Origin of the sequence: Vibrio tubiashii ATCC 19109 (genome assembly GCF_000772105.1) — a bacterium.
GTDB classification, from domain to species: domain Bacteria; phylum Pseudomonadota; class Gammaproteobacteria; order Enterobacterales; family Vibrionaceae; genus Vibrio; species Vibrio tubiashii.
In genome coordinates, this window is the sequence record NZ_CP009355.1 from 36,698 (window position 1) to 51,596 (window position 14,899).

A 14,899-nucleotide genomic window follows, 5' to 3' on the forward strand; every position below is an offset into this window, starting at 1 on the left:
TTTGTTGATAATCTTAGTGGTTAGCGGTACTTGTTTAGGTGTTTAGATTTGGCTGATTTTTCATTACCACGTTTATAGTTACCCGTTTCTCTCGCCATCAGCTGTTGCTGTTGTTGATGGTTCATTTCAGCAGCCCGCGCTGTAAAGTGAATTGCACTTTTTCCTCGCAGTGTCGTCACCAAGCTCCCATCACGGTAGATCTGAACGCAGTTCTCTGTTGAGTGGTAGGTAAAGCCTAGATGTGTTTCCATACGAATTAATCCCTAATTTCTATAAAATCCAATCAATCCTTATTGTCTAATATATTGATTACAAAGAGTTTTCAACACAAAAGGCGGTAAGGGTAAGTGTTGAATATGTTAATAGAATGTGGCTCAAACTTTGACAGAAAAATAACACTCACAATGAGATCTTAAACTCAATTAATTACTTTCGTGAATGATATTCATAGTGTTGCATTTTATCTTTTGCTCGCTTTTTAAGCATACAAAAATATAGGATGTAACATAATGAAAAACGGATATAAACTTTCCGCCCTTGCTGTTGCTATTTTGGCTTCAGCGTCGGTTTCAGCAAACGTCAGTGCTGACCCAACTCCAGTCAACTCTCCTTTCATCACAGATGTTAAAGGCAATATCGTTGAAGATTATTCGGCGAAGCCCGCTGAACCTGAGTTTTTCTCAATGCGCATGTTTAGTACACCTGCTGAAGATCGTGGTGATTGGTTCAATATGTCGGCTAATTACTCAAGTATTCAAGGTGTAGGCTCAGACATTGTTTATGATTTCATGCTGCCACCACTTAAGCCTCAGCCTATTATTGTTGCGGTGCTAGATTCAGGTGTCGACATTGACCACGAAGATCTAAAAAACAAACTTTGGACCAACGAAGATGAGATCCCAGGTAATGGCATCGATGATGACGGTAACGGCTACATTGATGATGTGCATGGTTGGAACTTCTTGGGTAACTCGCTAGGAATTAACGTTGATCAAGATACGTTAGAAGTGACCCGTGAGTACAAAAAGTACTTAGAACTTAAAGAGGGTAACCACTGGATTCCGCCAAAGAAACGCAAATACTATCAAGGTGTTGAGGCTGACTACCTAGAGAATGTTGAGTATTACACCACGGCTCTAGAACAAGTGACAGCAGCGACTGAACAAGCTAATGGCTACAAAGCGCAAATCTTAGCCTTGGTTGAGCACAAAGATTTTACTGTTGATGGTCTACAAGTTCTGCTTTCTCACTCTAACGCTGATGTGGTTGCAGCGGCTCAAGGATTACTTGGCGTGTTTGATTCTTGGTATTCATTTGAGTATCTAGAGTCACGTACAAGCCGTTATAAGGAATCTTTGGACTATCACTATAACCTAGACTTTGATACCCGTAGAGACATCGTTATGGACGATATCACTAACCCTTGGGAAAAAGGTTACGGCAACAATGATGTAAAAGGTCCAGTGGGCGCTCATGGTACACATGTCGCGGGTATCATTGCCGCTGAGCGTAATAATGGCTTAGGGATTGAAGGTATTGCAGATCACGCACAGATCATGGCAGTGCGTATGGTACCTAATGGCGATGAGCGTGATAAAGATATCGCAAACGCAGTCCGCTACGCAGTAGATAACGGTGCAAAGATCATCAATATGAGTTTTGGTAAGAGCTACTCGCCACGTAAACATATTGTTGACCACGCTTTCCGCTACGCAGCACGCAAAGGGGTGCTTATTGTTCACTCAGCGGGTAACAGCAAAACGGACAACGATATCAAGCCAAGCTTCCCGAACCGTTTCGCTAAGCACAAATGGTCTCGTCCAATCTCTACTTGGATGGATGTTGGTGCATCGGCGAAATACGCAGATGATTCTATGGTCGCAAGCTTTAGTAACTTTGGTCAGGAAACGGTAGATGTGTTCGCTCCTGGCTATCGCGTTCTATCGTCTACACCTGACAATAACTACGCTGCGTATAGTGGTACCAGTATGGCTGCGCCTGTGGTTTCGGGTGTTGCTGCCTTGGTATGGTCTCATTACCCTGAGCTATCAGCAAAAGAGCTTAAAGCGCTGTTGATGAGCAAATCACGTACGTATCCAGAGTTATTAGTGAAGAAGCCATCGTCTCCAGAAGATTTAGTACCATTTAGTACGCTATCTATCTCTGGCGGTATTGTTGATGCTGAAGCGATTTTCGCTGAGCTAGCAAGTCGATAGTACGATATTTGGATGTAAAAGAGGTCGCGTGATGCGACCTCTTTTTTTGCAACTAAGCCAGTGCTTGCTTCAAGCGTTGCATTGCTTGTTCTAAAGTGCTTGCCGGGCAGCCGAGGTTAAGTCTGACGAAACCGCCACCTTCTTTGCCAAACGCAGTCCCCATACTTGGGACAAGCCCTGCTGCGACAAACTTTTGCTCTAACTCGGCGTCAGTCAGGTTGAGAGCACGGCAATCTAGCCAAGCCAAATACCCGGCTTGCGGTGCAGTAAACTTCACTTTAGGCAGTTCCGCTTGCAAAAACTGCTCAAGCTTAACGATGTTTGCGCGAAGATAGTCTTTTAACTCGGTTAACCAACCAGAACACTCTTGATAAGCAACAGTCGCAGCACTCATAGAGAGACTGTTGAACACGTCCATGCCATGCGCATCTAGCCGACGAATAAACTGAGTTCGAAGTGACTCATCTGGAATCATAAAGTTAGAGATTCGCAGTGAAGACAAACCAAACGTCTTACTTGCAGCGGTTGCCACAATCAGGCGTTTAGTGAGCGCTGGTGGCAAGCGTAAAGCAGAGCAATACTGCGCATCACCAACCACTAAGTCGCCCCATATTTCATCGCTTAGAAGCCACACTTGGTACCGCTCACACAGCTTGGCAACCTTTGTGATTTCGCTTTCAGACCAAACTCGCCCTGTTGGGTTGTGTGGGTTACACAAGATCATCGCTTTTGCACCATTGGCGAAACAGGTTTCAAGATGGTCAAAGTCGAGTTGATATTCGCCTTTAGTTTCTGCCAATGGGTTTTCAACGACAACACGATCGTTGAGCTCAATGATCTTACGGAAAGAACCATAGCCCGGACTCTGCATCACAATGACGTCACCTTTTTCGGTGAGCATTTGCAGTGCCATTGCGAGCCCAGGAAGTACGCCGTGTACTGTGGTAATCCAATCGCGTTGAATATGAGTATCATGTTGGTTTAGATACCAATTGATGGTTGCTTGGTAATACGCATCATCGCGTTCCGCGTAACCAAAGATCCCATGCTCAACACGTTGGTGTAGTGCGTCCAACACCACTTGTGGCGCCTTAAAATCGTAATCAGACACCCACATTGGGAGTAAATCCGTTCCAGTTAATCCCAGCTTTTGCTGCATAAAGTCCCATTTAACAGAGCCACTTTCCTTGCGGTTCAGAATTTGGTCGAAAGCGTTCATCAATGATTTACCTTATTTTGTTTCTACTGCTGGTGTATTTGAATGCTCGTCAGCAATCTGTTGCGTGTCTAGCTGTGGCTTTGCTTTTGCGATACCAAAGCCAGTGAAGCCGTAAATCAGAGCAAAGATCACGCCGGTGTAACATTGAATCGCCCATGGTAGGTAATCTAATGTCGCCACGCCTAATGTACCTGCCATGTAGATACCAGCGGCAGTCCAAGGGACTAACGGTTCAATGATGGTGCCAGCATCTTCGATCGTGCGAGACAAGTTCTTGGTGTCTAAGCCCATCTTGCGGTAAGCGTTTTGAAACAATTCACCCGGAATCAACAGCGCCAGTTTGCCGTCAGAAGTGGTGAAAACCACAGTGATGGTTGCCACAACAGTCGAAGCAATCAGCTGACCTGTAGTGTGAATTGCATGCAGGAACTTACCTAGCACTACGTTTAGTGCACCTGTCAGGCTCAAGATACCCGCGAAGGCAAAGGCGCAGAACACCAATAGAATTGTGCTCATCATCGAGAACAGACCACCGCGGTTAAGCAGCTTCGCGATATCAGGAACCAAGCCATTTACGCTGTGACCGTTAGCCTCAAACATCGCTAGGTTGAAGCCATCAACGTAAGCTTGGAAGCCTTGGTTTAGGCTAAAGTCTTGGAAAACCATACCTAAAACTATTGCGATAGCTGAAGCGCCAAGCATCAATGGCAGAACTGGCTTTTTCGTTAACGCGCCCCACAGGATCATGACTGGTGGAATAAGAAGTAGGATGTTGAAGTTGTAGAGATTATCTAAACCCGAGATGATTTGAACGACTTTCTCTGGTTCGTGAATGTTGGAAATATCAGCACTTTGACCAGCGAAGAAGAACACCACAGATGCAATTACAAATCCCGGAAGAGTGGTGTAAAGCATATGTTGAATGTGCTCGTACAAGGTAGTGCCAGAAACGATAGGTGCAAAGTTGGTTGAATCTGATAGTGGTGAGATTTTATCACCAAAATAGGCACCAGATACGACAGCACCAGCCGCGGCTGCGAGTGAGACGTCTAGTCCTGCTGCAACGCCCATTAGTGCGACGCCAACCGTACCCGCAGAGCCCCAAGACGTCCCCGTACACACGGAAACGACACTAGTGACAAAGAAAGCGGCAATAAGAATGTATTCAGGACTGATGACTTTAAGTCCCCAGTACACCATGTAAGGGATTGTGCCGCTGACCATCCAGCTACCAATAAGGCCGCCAACGGAGACCAAAATCAAAATGACAGGCATCGCTTTTGCCAGTTTTTCTACGATGGCATTGATAATGTCATCCCAGATGTAACCAATTTTCCACGCGATAAGACCAGTAAAGGCAGCTGAAATCAGCAAAAGAACTTCAATGCGAAGTCCGAGTATTCCGTATCCGACAACCAGAAGTGCAAACATCACCGCGATAGGGGCGAGTGCGATTCCGAACGACGGCAGAGGCTTAGAATTTGTCATGTTATTTATCCTCAGGATCGATGTAGGGTTTGTTCGCAGTGGATAGTAACGGTCATATAATAGGCAAAATGAGAGCGGTGTGTTGTTTTCATGTAAGCGCATACATGAGGTGCGCGAATGTAAGATTCATCACAGTTTTATCCGATCTTTTGTATTGCATTGACGGTTTGGCGGTTAACTAAGCTCGCTTCGAATTGATGCTGATTCGGTGGAGAATAGCCGCTTTTACTTAAATTTAGCGCCAGTTTCGCTGCATATGTTGACATTTTATCAATTGGGTTATGCATAGTGGTTAATCGTGGGTAGAGGTATCGCGCTAGCAGTACATCATCAAAACCAACAATGGAAATGTCTTCCGGGACCGACAGTCCTTGCTCATGCAAACTCGCCATTAAGCCAGCAGCCATCACATCGTTAAATGTCACCACGGCAGTAACGCCCGGGCATGATTGGAGAAGCTGACGCCCCGCCTCTTCACCACCAGATTCACTGAAGTTTTGGTTGATGACCCAGCCTGTTGGAATGGCTAAGTTAGCTGCATTCATCGCATCTCGATAGCCTTCAAGGCGATCGGTGCGGTCTTCAATCGGCAGGTCACTGGTGACACATGCAATTTTGCGGTGACCTTGCTGAATCAAATATTCGACTGATTTCCGTGCGCCTGCTCGATTGTCCACCCAGACAGAACGATTGGAGATTTGTGCAATAGTGCGGTTGAGCAATACCATTGCCGGAAGGTGAGCGGCGTATTGCATTAGCGTAGCGTCATCGAGCATCTTGGAGTGGACGACCATAGCTTCACAACCTTGGCTGATGAGAAAGTCGAGCCCCTCTTTTTCTCGCTGAGCATTGTGCCCACCACTGACAACGACCAACTGGCAGCCATTAGCTCGTGCAACTTCTTCAACGCTTTTGGCGATTAGGGCAAAGAAAGGGTCGGCCAAATTTCCGGTAAGTAAGCCTAAAGTGTTGTTGCTGCGCTTTGCCAATGCAGTGGCGCGTGCATCTCTTCGGTAGTTGAGCTGTTTAATGGCACGCTCGACTCGCTCTTGCGTCACTGGCTCGACATAACTGGTTCGATTGATGACGCGTGAGACGGTTGCTGTCGAAACACCAGCTAGGCCCGCGACCTCTTTCATGGTTGCCACTCATTTTCTCCAAGGTGGGTATAAAGGGAGTCGAAACGGGGCAGAGTGTAGCGATTATTTATTGTTGATTATGTTAGTAAGCTCAAAGGATAGAACTTTAGAAAAATGCGCAGGTGGCTTGTTTCAGTAATTCAACAACATAGAAAAACAATAAAGCCACGTACCTAATAAATTGATAAATGTGGCTAGCTGATTGGTTTTTTGTTGGGCTTAGCCTGCGGTTGGCCCGACGAGTCTTTGCTGCCAGTCTTCGAGTATGCCTGTGTCTAAACGGCGTTGAATCAAAGCTCCCCATGATTCAACTAAGGGTAAGGTAGACATCTCTTGTAGAAGTGTCGGCTCTAAGCAACCTTCAAAAACGGCACCCATGACACGCGCTAGTGACCAATCTGGATAAGGTCTCTCACACAGAGTAATTTCGTCTCCTGCGCCAATGTCACCTTCTTCTAAGACACGGAAGTACCACCCGGTTCTTAGCGTATCTTGAACTCTTTTCGCCATATCATGTTGATCGAGTCGGACATTGAGCTTCCAACACGGCATGCGTCCTTGCGACACTTCGAGCAGAGTTGAACCAATACGTATTTTATCTTTAAGGCAGATGTTGGCTTCTGTCACACCGGATGAACTTAGGTTTTCGCCAAAAGCGCCCACGGACTGCAAAATGGCTTTATCACCGAGATCTTTTTGCCAAAGTGGGTAGTGCTCGCTTGGGTATATGTGAAGGGCTTTTTGAATGCCACCATGAAAGCGCGGATCGCCTTGTTCATCGTTGGTAAAGCCAACTTCATTGGCGTGTTGTCGTTCTGTGTGAACCTGTTTGTTGATGGCACTTTGTGCGCCATGCGCGAAGGGCTTTGTTGTTCCTGTCAGAACCGCGTTTACAACACCGAGCTTTTTCATGCTTCCTCTCACACTCTCTTCAATCAATCTACTTGGCATGATAGCCTAGCTCTGTAGTGACGGAATAGGGATGTAAAGACAGTTAACCATGCCAACTCGCCAAATAGAGTCTAACTCAGGGGTGGCCACGTCCAATGAGATGATGGTTGCAAACCCTCATTTACCCGCTTTAGTGAAAACGATAGATATGCCGAAAGGCTATATTGACCATCTGCACCAACATACTTGGCACCAGATTATTTTTCCGTTAAAGGGCTTGCTACAAACTCAAACAGAGCAGTACCAGCACCTTGTGCCTCATACATCGGTTTTGTTTGTCCCTGCGGGTGTCCAGCATGAGTCCATCGCCTTAAGTCATACTACTTTTATTGGTATCTATCTCAATCCTGCGTTTGGTGTGCCTTACGAGTCTGATGTGCGCACAATTTCTCTTACGCCATTTCTCAATGAGCTATTGCAAGAGATTCGTCGCCAGTGTGAGCGTCATGTAGAGGATGATGAGTTAGCGCGTTTGTTAGCTGTGCTGCATGACCAAGTATTGCGAGATAACGTACAGACTTATCAGCTACTGTTGCCCAAAGATCGGCGCTTAAAGCTTATCTTCGAACAACTTACAGAAGCGCCTGCATCGGCAATCTCACTCAAAGAGTGGGGAGAGAAAGTTGGCGCCTCGGAGCGAACATTATCGCGCTTGTTTGCCAAGGAGTTTAATACCTCATTTCAGTTATGGCGTCAGCAGACCCGCTTAATATATTCGCTCTCATTGCTGGATGAAACGCTTTCGATTCAAACCATCGCCGATCGCGTCGGGTATCAAAATGACTCCTCATATATCAAAGCTTTTAAGGCGTATTTTGATGTAACTCCTCAACAGTTTCGTCATCAAACCCGTTAATCTAAAGGCAGTTGGAAGGTACTCTTGATCTCTTTTACCGACACATTTGATTGAATAGCGCTGACCCCTTTGACGCGTCTGATCGAGCTGATTCGTTCAAAGTACTCATCAAGATCTTTCGCGACCACTTGCACAATGTAATCTGCTCCGCCAGCAATACAATGACACATGAGTATCCAATCGGATTCTGCGACATAATCTTCAAATGGTTGGGTATTTTCGACCTCATGACTGCCTAAGGTCACCAGTGTAAAACCCGAAACCTGAAAGCCGAGTTTCTTACGATTCAATCGAGCAGCATACCCCTCGATATAGCCCTCTTCCTCCATTTTTTTCCAGCGTCTCCAGCAAGGTGTTTCGCTTAGGTTCACTGTCTCTGCCAATTTGGAGTTACTCATTCTGCCATCTTTCTGTATATGTTCTAAGATGGATAAATCTGTACTATCTAGCTCAAAATTGGTGGATTCTTTCTTTTTCATATCTTTAATGGAAATAGTCTGCCTTAATTTGCTTTAATGTTAACCCAAATAGCAATTTTATTCCTGAGCGAATCGTTAGACTGGATCTCATATTGAAATTATCACTTTATGGGAGAGAGCAATGAGTGCTCAACTGATGACAGCTTTCATGTTGTTTGCAATATCGATTTCATTGACGCCAGGGGCGGGAAATATTGCTTTAGTAGGGCTGTCGAGCCGCTATGGCATTGGGGCAACGCTACCGTTTATTCTCGGCAACGCGGTCGGTGTGGTAGCGATTTTGGGTGGTGCGAGTATTGGCTTGGTGAGCTTGTTTACTCTTTACCCCGATCTTTACAATGTCTTGAAATGGCTAGGGGCGGGTTACTTGCTCTACATGGCTTGGGGCATTGCCAACATGGAGATGGACGGTAACTCAAGTATCAAGAAATCTGGTTTTATGTCCGGTATTTTGGTTCAAATACTTAACCCTAAAAGCTGGGTCTCTTCCTTGACCGTGTTCTCCCAGTTCATTTCCCCAACCAGTGATTACCTAACTCAAGTGGTGATTATTATTAGCGTGATGGTGTTTACAGGTGTCATTGGTATGCTGCTATGGGCGTATTTTGGTTCGATGCTTAATCGCTTTATCCAATCTCCACAGAAAATGGCCTGGATAAATCGAGGCTTTGGTGCCAGTTTAGTACTTGTCGTGATGTTTATGGTCAGTCAGCCGAGCCTATAATTAAGCTTAGCCGTACTTACTTGCCTAGGTATGTTGGCGTTGAGCTGGCTGTCTTTTGCTAGCACGCGCTTTTGGTTAGGCAAGCAACTAAACATCAACTGGGTAAAAGTCAGCGAGCTAGATTACGCACGGGAGAAACGTGATCTTCGAACGGCACTTGACGCCGAAGAAATGTTGTACCTTCAACGAGCTCAGGGGTGCTGATCCGATCCATTCGAAAATGACGAAAGTCTTTACGTGTCGGATCCCAGGCAACCAAATACCATAGCGGTGGTAAAATCAGCATGGCTTGTGGCTCAACATATCGTTGGGTTATGGTTCCTTTAGCGTCACGGTATTGAAAACGCAGGTGCAGCCGTTGTAGAAAAGCTTGCTCGAATGCGGGAAGCAGTTCGGAATCCATCGTTCCCATATCAGATATGTCAACCTGCGGAGCAAGCTTTCCGATATACAAGCAACCTAGAAAACGTCGCAGATCGCGTACTTGGTCTGAGGGGAGTGCTTTCTCTATCTTCGCAAGCCCTATGTCCGCGAGACCAGAGAAAGGTAGGTTTCCGGCCGCGCGCATTGATTCAACGCTGATGAGAAGTGCAAAAACTTCAGAAACTGACAAGCGCACGGTGGTTTGAATTGATCGTGAATCAAGTTGTAAACCACCTCCGCGACCTGGTTCAGAATGGATGACAACACCCTCATCACGAAGTGCGCTAATATCACGCAATATTGTCCGCCTAGATGCGCCAACCTCTTGAGCAAGGTCAGCCACGGTGGAAGTACCGTTGCGGCGAAGGCTACGTATTATCGATTCTTGTCGTAGGCGAATATTCATTTCTAAAGTTTACCATTCTATGGTGCCAGTATTTGGCACCATTAACATATACAGTTTCTCTGTCCTCGTCAGCAACAAGGTTTCGAGGCTGCCACGCACACTCGTAAATGCTTGTGGACTAAAGCGTCACCCTAGGTAGGAGGCGTAGTCTGACGATTCCATCCAGATAAAGGAGAAATGTATTGTTTAATCCAACCGATTTTCCCAAGCCCACTTTTGTTTCAGTCAATGACGTGAAACTTGAAGTCTTCGAAGCAGGCTCGCAAAATGCTGGAAACCCCATTGTACTTTGTCATGGTTGGCCGGAGAATGCCTTTTCTTGGCGTTATCAGATACCAGCTCTCGTAGAAGCGGGATACCATGTCATCGTTCCAAACCAGCGCGGGTACGGCAATTCGTCCTGTCCGACAGAAGTCACTGCTTATGATATAGAGCATTTGTCGGGTGACTTGATCGAGCTTCTTGATCACTACGGATACAAAGACGCCACTTTCGTCGGTCATGATTGGGGAGCGATGGTGGTTTGGGGGCTGGCTTTATTGCATCCAAATCGTGTCAACAAAGTCATAAACCTAAGCTTGCCTTATCAGGAACGCGGAGAGACTCCTTGGATCGAATTCATGGAACAAGTACTCGGCAGTGACTACTATTTTGTCCATTTCAATCGGCAGCCAGGTGTTGCAGACGCGGTATTGGATGAGAACACGTCTCGATTTCTGCGTAATCTGTATAGGAAAAATGAGCCTCCAAGAGAACCAGAGCCGGGCATGGCGATGATCAATCTCGCGAGGCGCGATATAGCGCTCGGGGAGCCGTTAATGAGCGACACTGAGCTGGCGGTTTTCGAATCCGCTTTTAAATCAACAGGCTTCACTAGCAGTATAAATTGGTACAGAAACCTTGACCGTAATTGGCATTTATTAGCAGACGCAAATCCCATCATTCAAGTGCCGACGCTCATGATCTATGGTGACCGAGATGTGCTCCCTAAGTCCGAAAGGCTAACTGTGTTTGTTCCTAACGTAGACGTAGTTAACCTAGATTGCGGCCATTGGATTCAGCAAGAAAAGCCGCAAGAAACCAACCAAGCAATTTTAAGATGGTTGCACCAACAAAGTAGTGCCACTTAGCTCTAAGCCTGAGTCATTGCTTTAAATCTTCCACACTGAGCTATCTGATATGGCTCAGTGATTGTCCATTCTAAAGTACAGATTAAACTGTTGATCCAGTTTTATTGATACTCTGGTGTCCCAATAGTTTTAGAGGAAGCTAAATGAACGATACTGAAAAGCAAGAAATTGTTGATTCGCTTGGTCGCTTGCTTGAAGAGCACTATGTTTTACCCATGGTAGGTAAAGAGTTGAATTTGATGCTTCAGCAAAACTATTATCGAGGCAGGTATCATGATGAGGCGTTGATTGAGGACTTTATAGAACAGTTAACGCAGGACGTATTTGCTTTATGCAAAGATAAGCATTTCAAAATTATAACTAATGATTCTATTGTTCCTCCCGAACAGCGATTTAGGAGTAGCAACTTTGGCTTTGAAAGACTGGTTTTCATTACGAGCGAAGTAGCTTATTTAAAGCTATCTCGTTTTTGCGCTCCTTCTTTTGCTTCTCAAATTGCTCATGAAACTATGAGTAAAATGGCAGGCATAGAGCACCTTATTATCGATGTTCGAAATAACGGTGGAGGGCATCCTGATATGGTTAAGCTAATCACGTCATATTTTTTTGATAGCAATAAATCTATTTTATTAAATACCATTCGTTGGCGAGATGACCCCTGCTTGGAAGAGTTTTGGACTGATACAGATACTAGTAGCTACCCAGAGCTCAACTTATATGTGTTAACAAGCAACGAGACCCTTTCTGCTGCTGAAGAGTTCTGTTACAACCTTCAATGCTTAGAGCGAGCCCTGCTGATTGGTGAAACAACAGGCGGTGCAGCCCACCCTTGTCGGTTGTTCGACCTTACCCTAGGCCTATCAGTTGCAATTCCTGTAGGTGAAGCAATTAGCCCTATTTCCAATCGAAACTGGGAGCAATGCGGAGTGATACCTGATATTGCCGTAAATGCGGACGATGCACTGAAGGTAGTGTTGGAGAAACTAGGTTTAAAAGAAAACGCGGATATAGGCTTGCTTAACGAGAGTTGAGAAATGGGACACTAACGGATGGGAGCGGTAGCTCCACATAACATAGGTTCGAAGGGCACGTGGTAGATTCCTAGCCGTTCTCTGTCACTCGCTTTGGTTCACTGATGGCAGTTGAGCAATTTTGTTCAAGTTTTTTATTGATGACTTGAATATATTGGCCTAGGAATTATGGGAAAGGACTCAAGAAAAGGAGGGAGCGTGGGTAAAGATAATCACTTTAAATATACAAGCAGTTCTCAGCAGGATGAGGTTTCTATGCTGTGTGCGGTGATGAGTGATTTTACCTACGCAAAGCATGCGCACGAGGAGTACTCAATCGGCTTAACGCTTCAAGGCCGACAAGACTTTTTCTGTCGCAGCGCTTTTTATAAAAGCACTCCCGGCAGTGTGATGCTTTTTAATCCGGAAGACATACATGATGGTCACTCAGGTGTAGAGCAAAACTTGGAATACGTGATGCTCTACATTCATCCTAATGAGCTGCATCCTCTGTTTCAGGCTCTAGGCCATAAAAAGAACACGACACTCAGGTTAAACCAAACCTTATTTGATGACTCACTTTTAAGGTGTCAGGTTTATGCCATGTCGCAGCGGTTACAAGGAGAGTCTTACTCGAAGATTGAGCATGAAGCGGGCCTGTTTCAGTTAGCACAATCTTTAACTCGCCTGCATGGAAGCCTTGAACTTCCGGTTCACAAGACGCGAGCAGACAGGCTTTTGCTTAGAGCGAAAGAGTATATTTTGGCGAACCTTGCTTATGATATCTCCATTGATGACATCGCAGAGGTAGCCAACATGTCGAAGTTCCACTTCATCCGCGCCTTTCGCGAGCACTTTTGCATAACTCCACATCAGTACGTTTTGAATTGTCGCATCAACTATGCGCGCAGACAGTTATTGGCAGGACACAGCGCAACGATTGCAGCTGTAGCCTCTGGCTTTGCAGATGCAAGTCACCTTAACCGTAACTTTAAACGCGTATTTGGCATGACACCAAAACAGTTTCAGCTTCAGTGGAGCCGATAAGCTAAGCGGCTCACTGTGTTTTTGGAGTGCTAAATGTCAGAAATCTTCGCCTACGCGATCGGGGTGATGTATACCCCTGGCCCAGTGAACCTTTTGGGGTTACATAGTGGCTTGAACAGAAACACACGTTCTCACCTTGGATTCTTTATTGGCGTCGGAATGGCGATGTTCATTTTGTTCGTCATGCTGGGATTTATTGGGTTAAAGGTGATTAATCCTCAGGTTCTCCCCTTCATTAGCTTGGCGGGTTGCCTGTATATATTACATATCGCGTGGAAGGTTGCGGGCGCGAATGTCGAACTCTCTCAAGATACCAGCGATTCGAATTCGCTGAGTTTTCGCGATGGCTTGTTCATGCAGCTACTCAACCCTAAGGCATTAGTTGCGACCTTGCCTGTATCAACGATTCAGTTTCCAAGTGTTGGTATTACGGGTGGTGCGATTGTGTTGTGGTCTTTAGTGTTAGCTATTTTGGCTTTTGGCGCACCGACAAGCTACTCACTGGCTGGGTTGGTGTTAGGCAAGCGAATTTCTAATCCGAATTACTTTAAAGTGTTCAATCTTCTGATGGCGACGCTGCTTGTCTATGTTTCGCTGACCATAGGCTATGAGCATGTGGTTACACCGCTTTTGGCTTTGTAAGTAAATAGGCTCTCAGGAATCGCCGAACGGGCTTTCCTGAGAGCAATACCGACTCAAAACTCCAATTTTTCAACGGCAGGATTTAAGTTATCGCCATGTTGTAGCGGTCTAAAGCCGCCACTTCCTCCTTTCTCTCAGCTCTTACAACAGCCTATAAAACAGAGCGTTAAGGTATAAAAACACCAAATTGGATGTTATCAATAATGGTCATTCATGACATGGATTGTTAGTGTTCAAAATACTATTCAATTAATTTTCAAACGAACCGATTCTAGTGATATCTAGGTATCATTCCACTCTCTGTGATTTAATCTGGCTTAGTTGTTGTTAAGTTGATGATTTGTAGGTGTTTATTTGGTTGTTCGCTTGGCGTCTCTATCTTGTCGGCCAGATGGTGAGGAAGACTTACCAAATCTCTCCTTGTGATTTGTTACGAAAAACGTTTTAACACAAAACATTAGTCTTCAAATATAATTGCATTTTGATTAATACGGTAAAAATTGTGCTTTACGTCATGTTTTTAAGCTTTTTGTGAGGGTTAATTTGCTTTTTAGGTCACTTTTGGCGTGATAATAAGAGGTATATTTGTTTAGAGTACAAAGTAAATGCACATTCCTATGATCGTATCAGCACCTTGGGTGGCTTACCCAGAAATCGCTGAGGAGTCCACGCAGCATGGCTCATTCAGTGAACCTAGCGCAGAAGATGGCGATGACATTTTTAATCTTATTGCCCAGTGTCCACCACTAGATACCAACTCCTCTTATTGCAATTTTTTGCAATCTACTCATTTTCGCCAAACCTGTCTCTTAGCTCGCTACGAAGGAGAGATCTCCGGCTTTATTTCTGGTTATCGCAAGCCAGAAGAACCGAGTACGCTTTTTGTTTGGCAGGTCGCAGTTGCTCCCAATTACCGAGGGAAAGGACTTGCATATCAAATGCTTCAAGCTCTTTTGGCTAAAGATTCTCTGCAAGGAATTGATGCGATTGAAACGACGATTACCCGTGAAAACGGGGCATCTTGGGCGCTATTCAAAAAGCTCGACGCGCAAAATGGTCAACAAGGCAGCGTTTCAACATTTCTCGATCAAACGACACATTTCAAGGGTAAGCACGATACGGAGTATTTGTATCGTATCCCACTCACATCACAGGATAGATAAACGGTC

General features: G+C 45.3%; 15 protein-coding genes. 8 read left to right on the plus strand and 7 right to left on the minus strand.

Going from position 1 to position 14,899, the window contains the following annotated elements:
- Positions 1-20: 20 nt before the first annotated feature.
- Complete coding sequence (locus IX91_RS15335) at positions 21-251, minus strand: hypothetical protein (protein WP_004746370.1); 231 nt, start codon at positions 249-251, stop codon at positions 21-23.
- Positions 252-509: 258 nt separating this feature from the next.
- Between IX91_RS15335 and IX91_RS15340 the strand changes: the two genes are divergently transcribed.
- Complete coding sequence (locus tag IX91_RS15340; RefSeq protein WP_004746371.1) at positions 510-2,216, plus strand: S8 family peptidase; 1,707 nt, start codon at positions 510-512, stop codon at positions 2,214-2,216.
- Between the two features lie 52 nt (positions 2,217-2,268).
- On the opposite strand, the gene IX91_RS15345 is transcribed toward IX91_RS15340, so the two are convergent.
- The 4 genes from IX91_RS15345 to IX91_RS15360 all read right to left on the minus strand — a co-directional run bounded on the left by IX91_RS15345 (position 2,269) and on the right by IX91_RS15360 (position 6,974).
- A complete protein-coding gene (locus IX91_RS15345) occupies positions 2,269-3,435 on the minus strand; it encodes a MalY/PatB family protein (protein WP_004746372.1) in 1,167 nt (388 codons plus the stop codon).
- A 12-nt stretch (positions 3,436-3,447) separates the two neighbouring features.
- Positions 3,448-4,923 (minus strand): Na+/H+ antiporter NhaC, encoded by a 1,476-nt coding sequence (gene nhaC, locus IX91_RS15350; protein ID WP_004746374.1) that lies wholly within the window; start codon positions 4,921-4,923, stop codon positions 3,448-3,450.
- A 137-nt stretch (positions 4,924-5,060) separates the two neighbouring features.
- Positions 5,061-6,071, minus strand: coding sequence for a LacI family DNA-binding transcriptional regulator (locus IX91_RS15355; RefSeq protein WP_004749351.1), 1,011 nt, complete (start codon positions 6,069-6,071; stop codon positions 5,061-5,063).
- 210 nt (positions 6,072-6,281) lie between these two features.
- The gene (locus tag IX91_RS15360; RefSeq protein ID WP_004746377.1) at positions 6,282-6,974 is read right to left on the minus strand and encodes an MOSC domain-containing protein; all 693 of its coding nucleotides are present in this window, start codon (positions 6,972-6,974) and stop codon (positions 6,282-6,284) included.
- Between the two features lie 88 nt (positions 6,975-7,062).
- Here IX91_RS15360 and IX91_RS15365 point away from each other — a divergent pair, with 88 nt between their 5' ends.
- Positions 7,063-7,869 carry an AraC family transcriptional regulator gene (locus IX91_RS15365; RefSeq protein WP_004746378.1) on the plus strand — a complete coding sequence of 269 codons (807 nt, stop codon included), beginning with the start codon at positions 7,063-7,065 and terminating at the stop codon, positions 7,867-7,869.
- Here the strand turns inward: IX91_RS15365 and IX91_RS15370 are convergent.
- Positions 7,866-8,348 (minus strand): Lrp/AsnC family transcriptional regulator, encoded by a 483-nt coding sequence (locus IX91_RS15370; protein WP_004749350.1) that lies wholly within the window; start codon positions 8,346-8,348, stop codon positions 7,866-7,868. The two genes, IX91_RS15365 and IX91_RS15370, sit on opposite strands and share 4 nt — an antisense overlap.
- Before the next feature lie 121 nt (positions 8,349-8,469).
- Between IX91_RS15370 and IX91_RS15375 the strand changes: the two genes are divergently transcribed.
- Positions 8,470-9,072, plus strand: coding sequence for a LysE family translocator (locus IX91_RS15375; RefSeq protein WP_004746380.1), 603 nt, complete (start codon positions 8,470-8,472; stop codon positions 9,070-9,072).
- A gap of 109 nt (positions 9,073-9,181) precedes the next feature.
- On the opposite strand, the gene IX91_RS26995 is transcribed toward IX91_RS15375, so the two are convergent.
- Positions 9,182-9,901, minus strand: coding sequence for a helix-turn-helix transcriptional regulator (locus IX91_RS26995; RefSeq protein ID WP_038197467.1), 720 nt, complete (start codon positions 9,899-9,901; stop codon positions 9,182-9,184).
- Between the two features lie 182 nt (positions 9,902-10,083).
- Here IX91_RS26995 and IX91_RS15385 point away from each other — a divergent pair, with 182 nt between their 5' ends.
- From IX91_RS15385 to ectA, 5 genes are all read left to right on the plus strand, one after another.
- Entirely contained in the window at positions 10,084-11,031 is a 948-nt protein-coding gene (locus IX91_RS15385) for an alpha/beta fold hydrolase (RefSeq protein WP_004746383.1), read from the plus strand.
- A 143-nt stretch (positions 11,032-11,174) separates the two neighbouring features.
- Complete coding sequence (locus tag IX91_RS15390; protein WP_004749348.1) at positions 11,175-12,062, plus strand: S41 family peptidase; 888 nt, start codon at positions 11,175-11,177, stop codon at positions 12,060-12,062.
- A gap of 198 nt (positions 12,063-12,260) precedes the next feature.
- On the plus strand, positions 12,261-13,088 hold the full coding sequence (locus tag IX91_RS15395; RefSeq protein WP_004746386.1) for an AraC family transcriptional regulator: 828 nt from the start codon (positions 12,261-12,263) through the stop codon (positions 13,086-13,088).
- A 33-nt stretch (positions 13,089-13,121) separates the two neighbouring features.
- Positions 13,122-13,730, plus strand: a complete 609-nt coding sequence (locus IX91_RS15400) for a LysE family translocator (RefSeq protein WP_004746388.1) — start codon at positions 13,122-13,124, stop codon at positions 13,728-13,730.
- A gap of 617 nt (positions 13,731-14,347) precedes the next feature.
- Positions 14,348-14,893, plus strand: coding sequence for a diaminobutyrate acetyltransferase (ectA, locus tag IX91_RS15405; RefSeq protein WP_038197480.1), 546 nt, complete (start codon positions 14,348-14,350; stop codon positions 14,891-14,893).
- Positions 14,894-14,899: the final 6 nt, after the last annotated feature.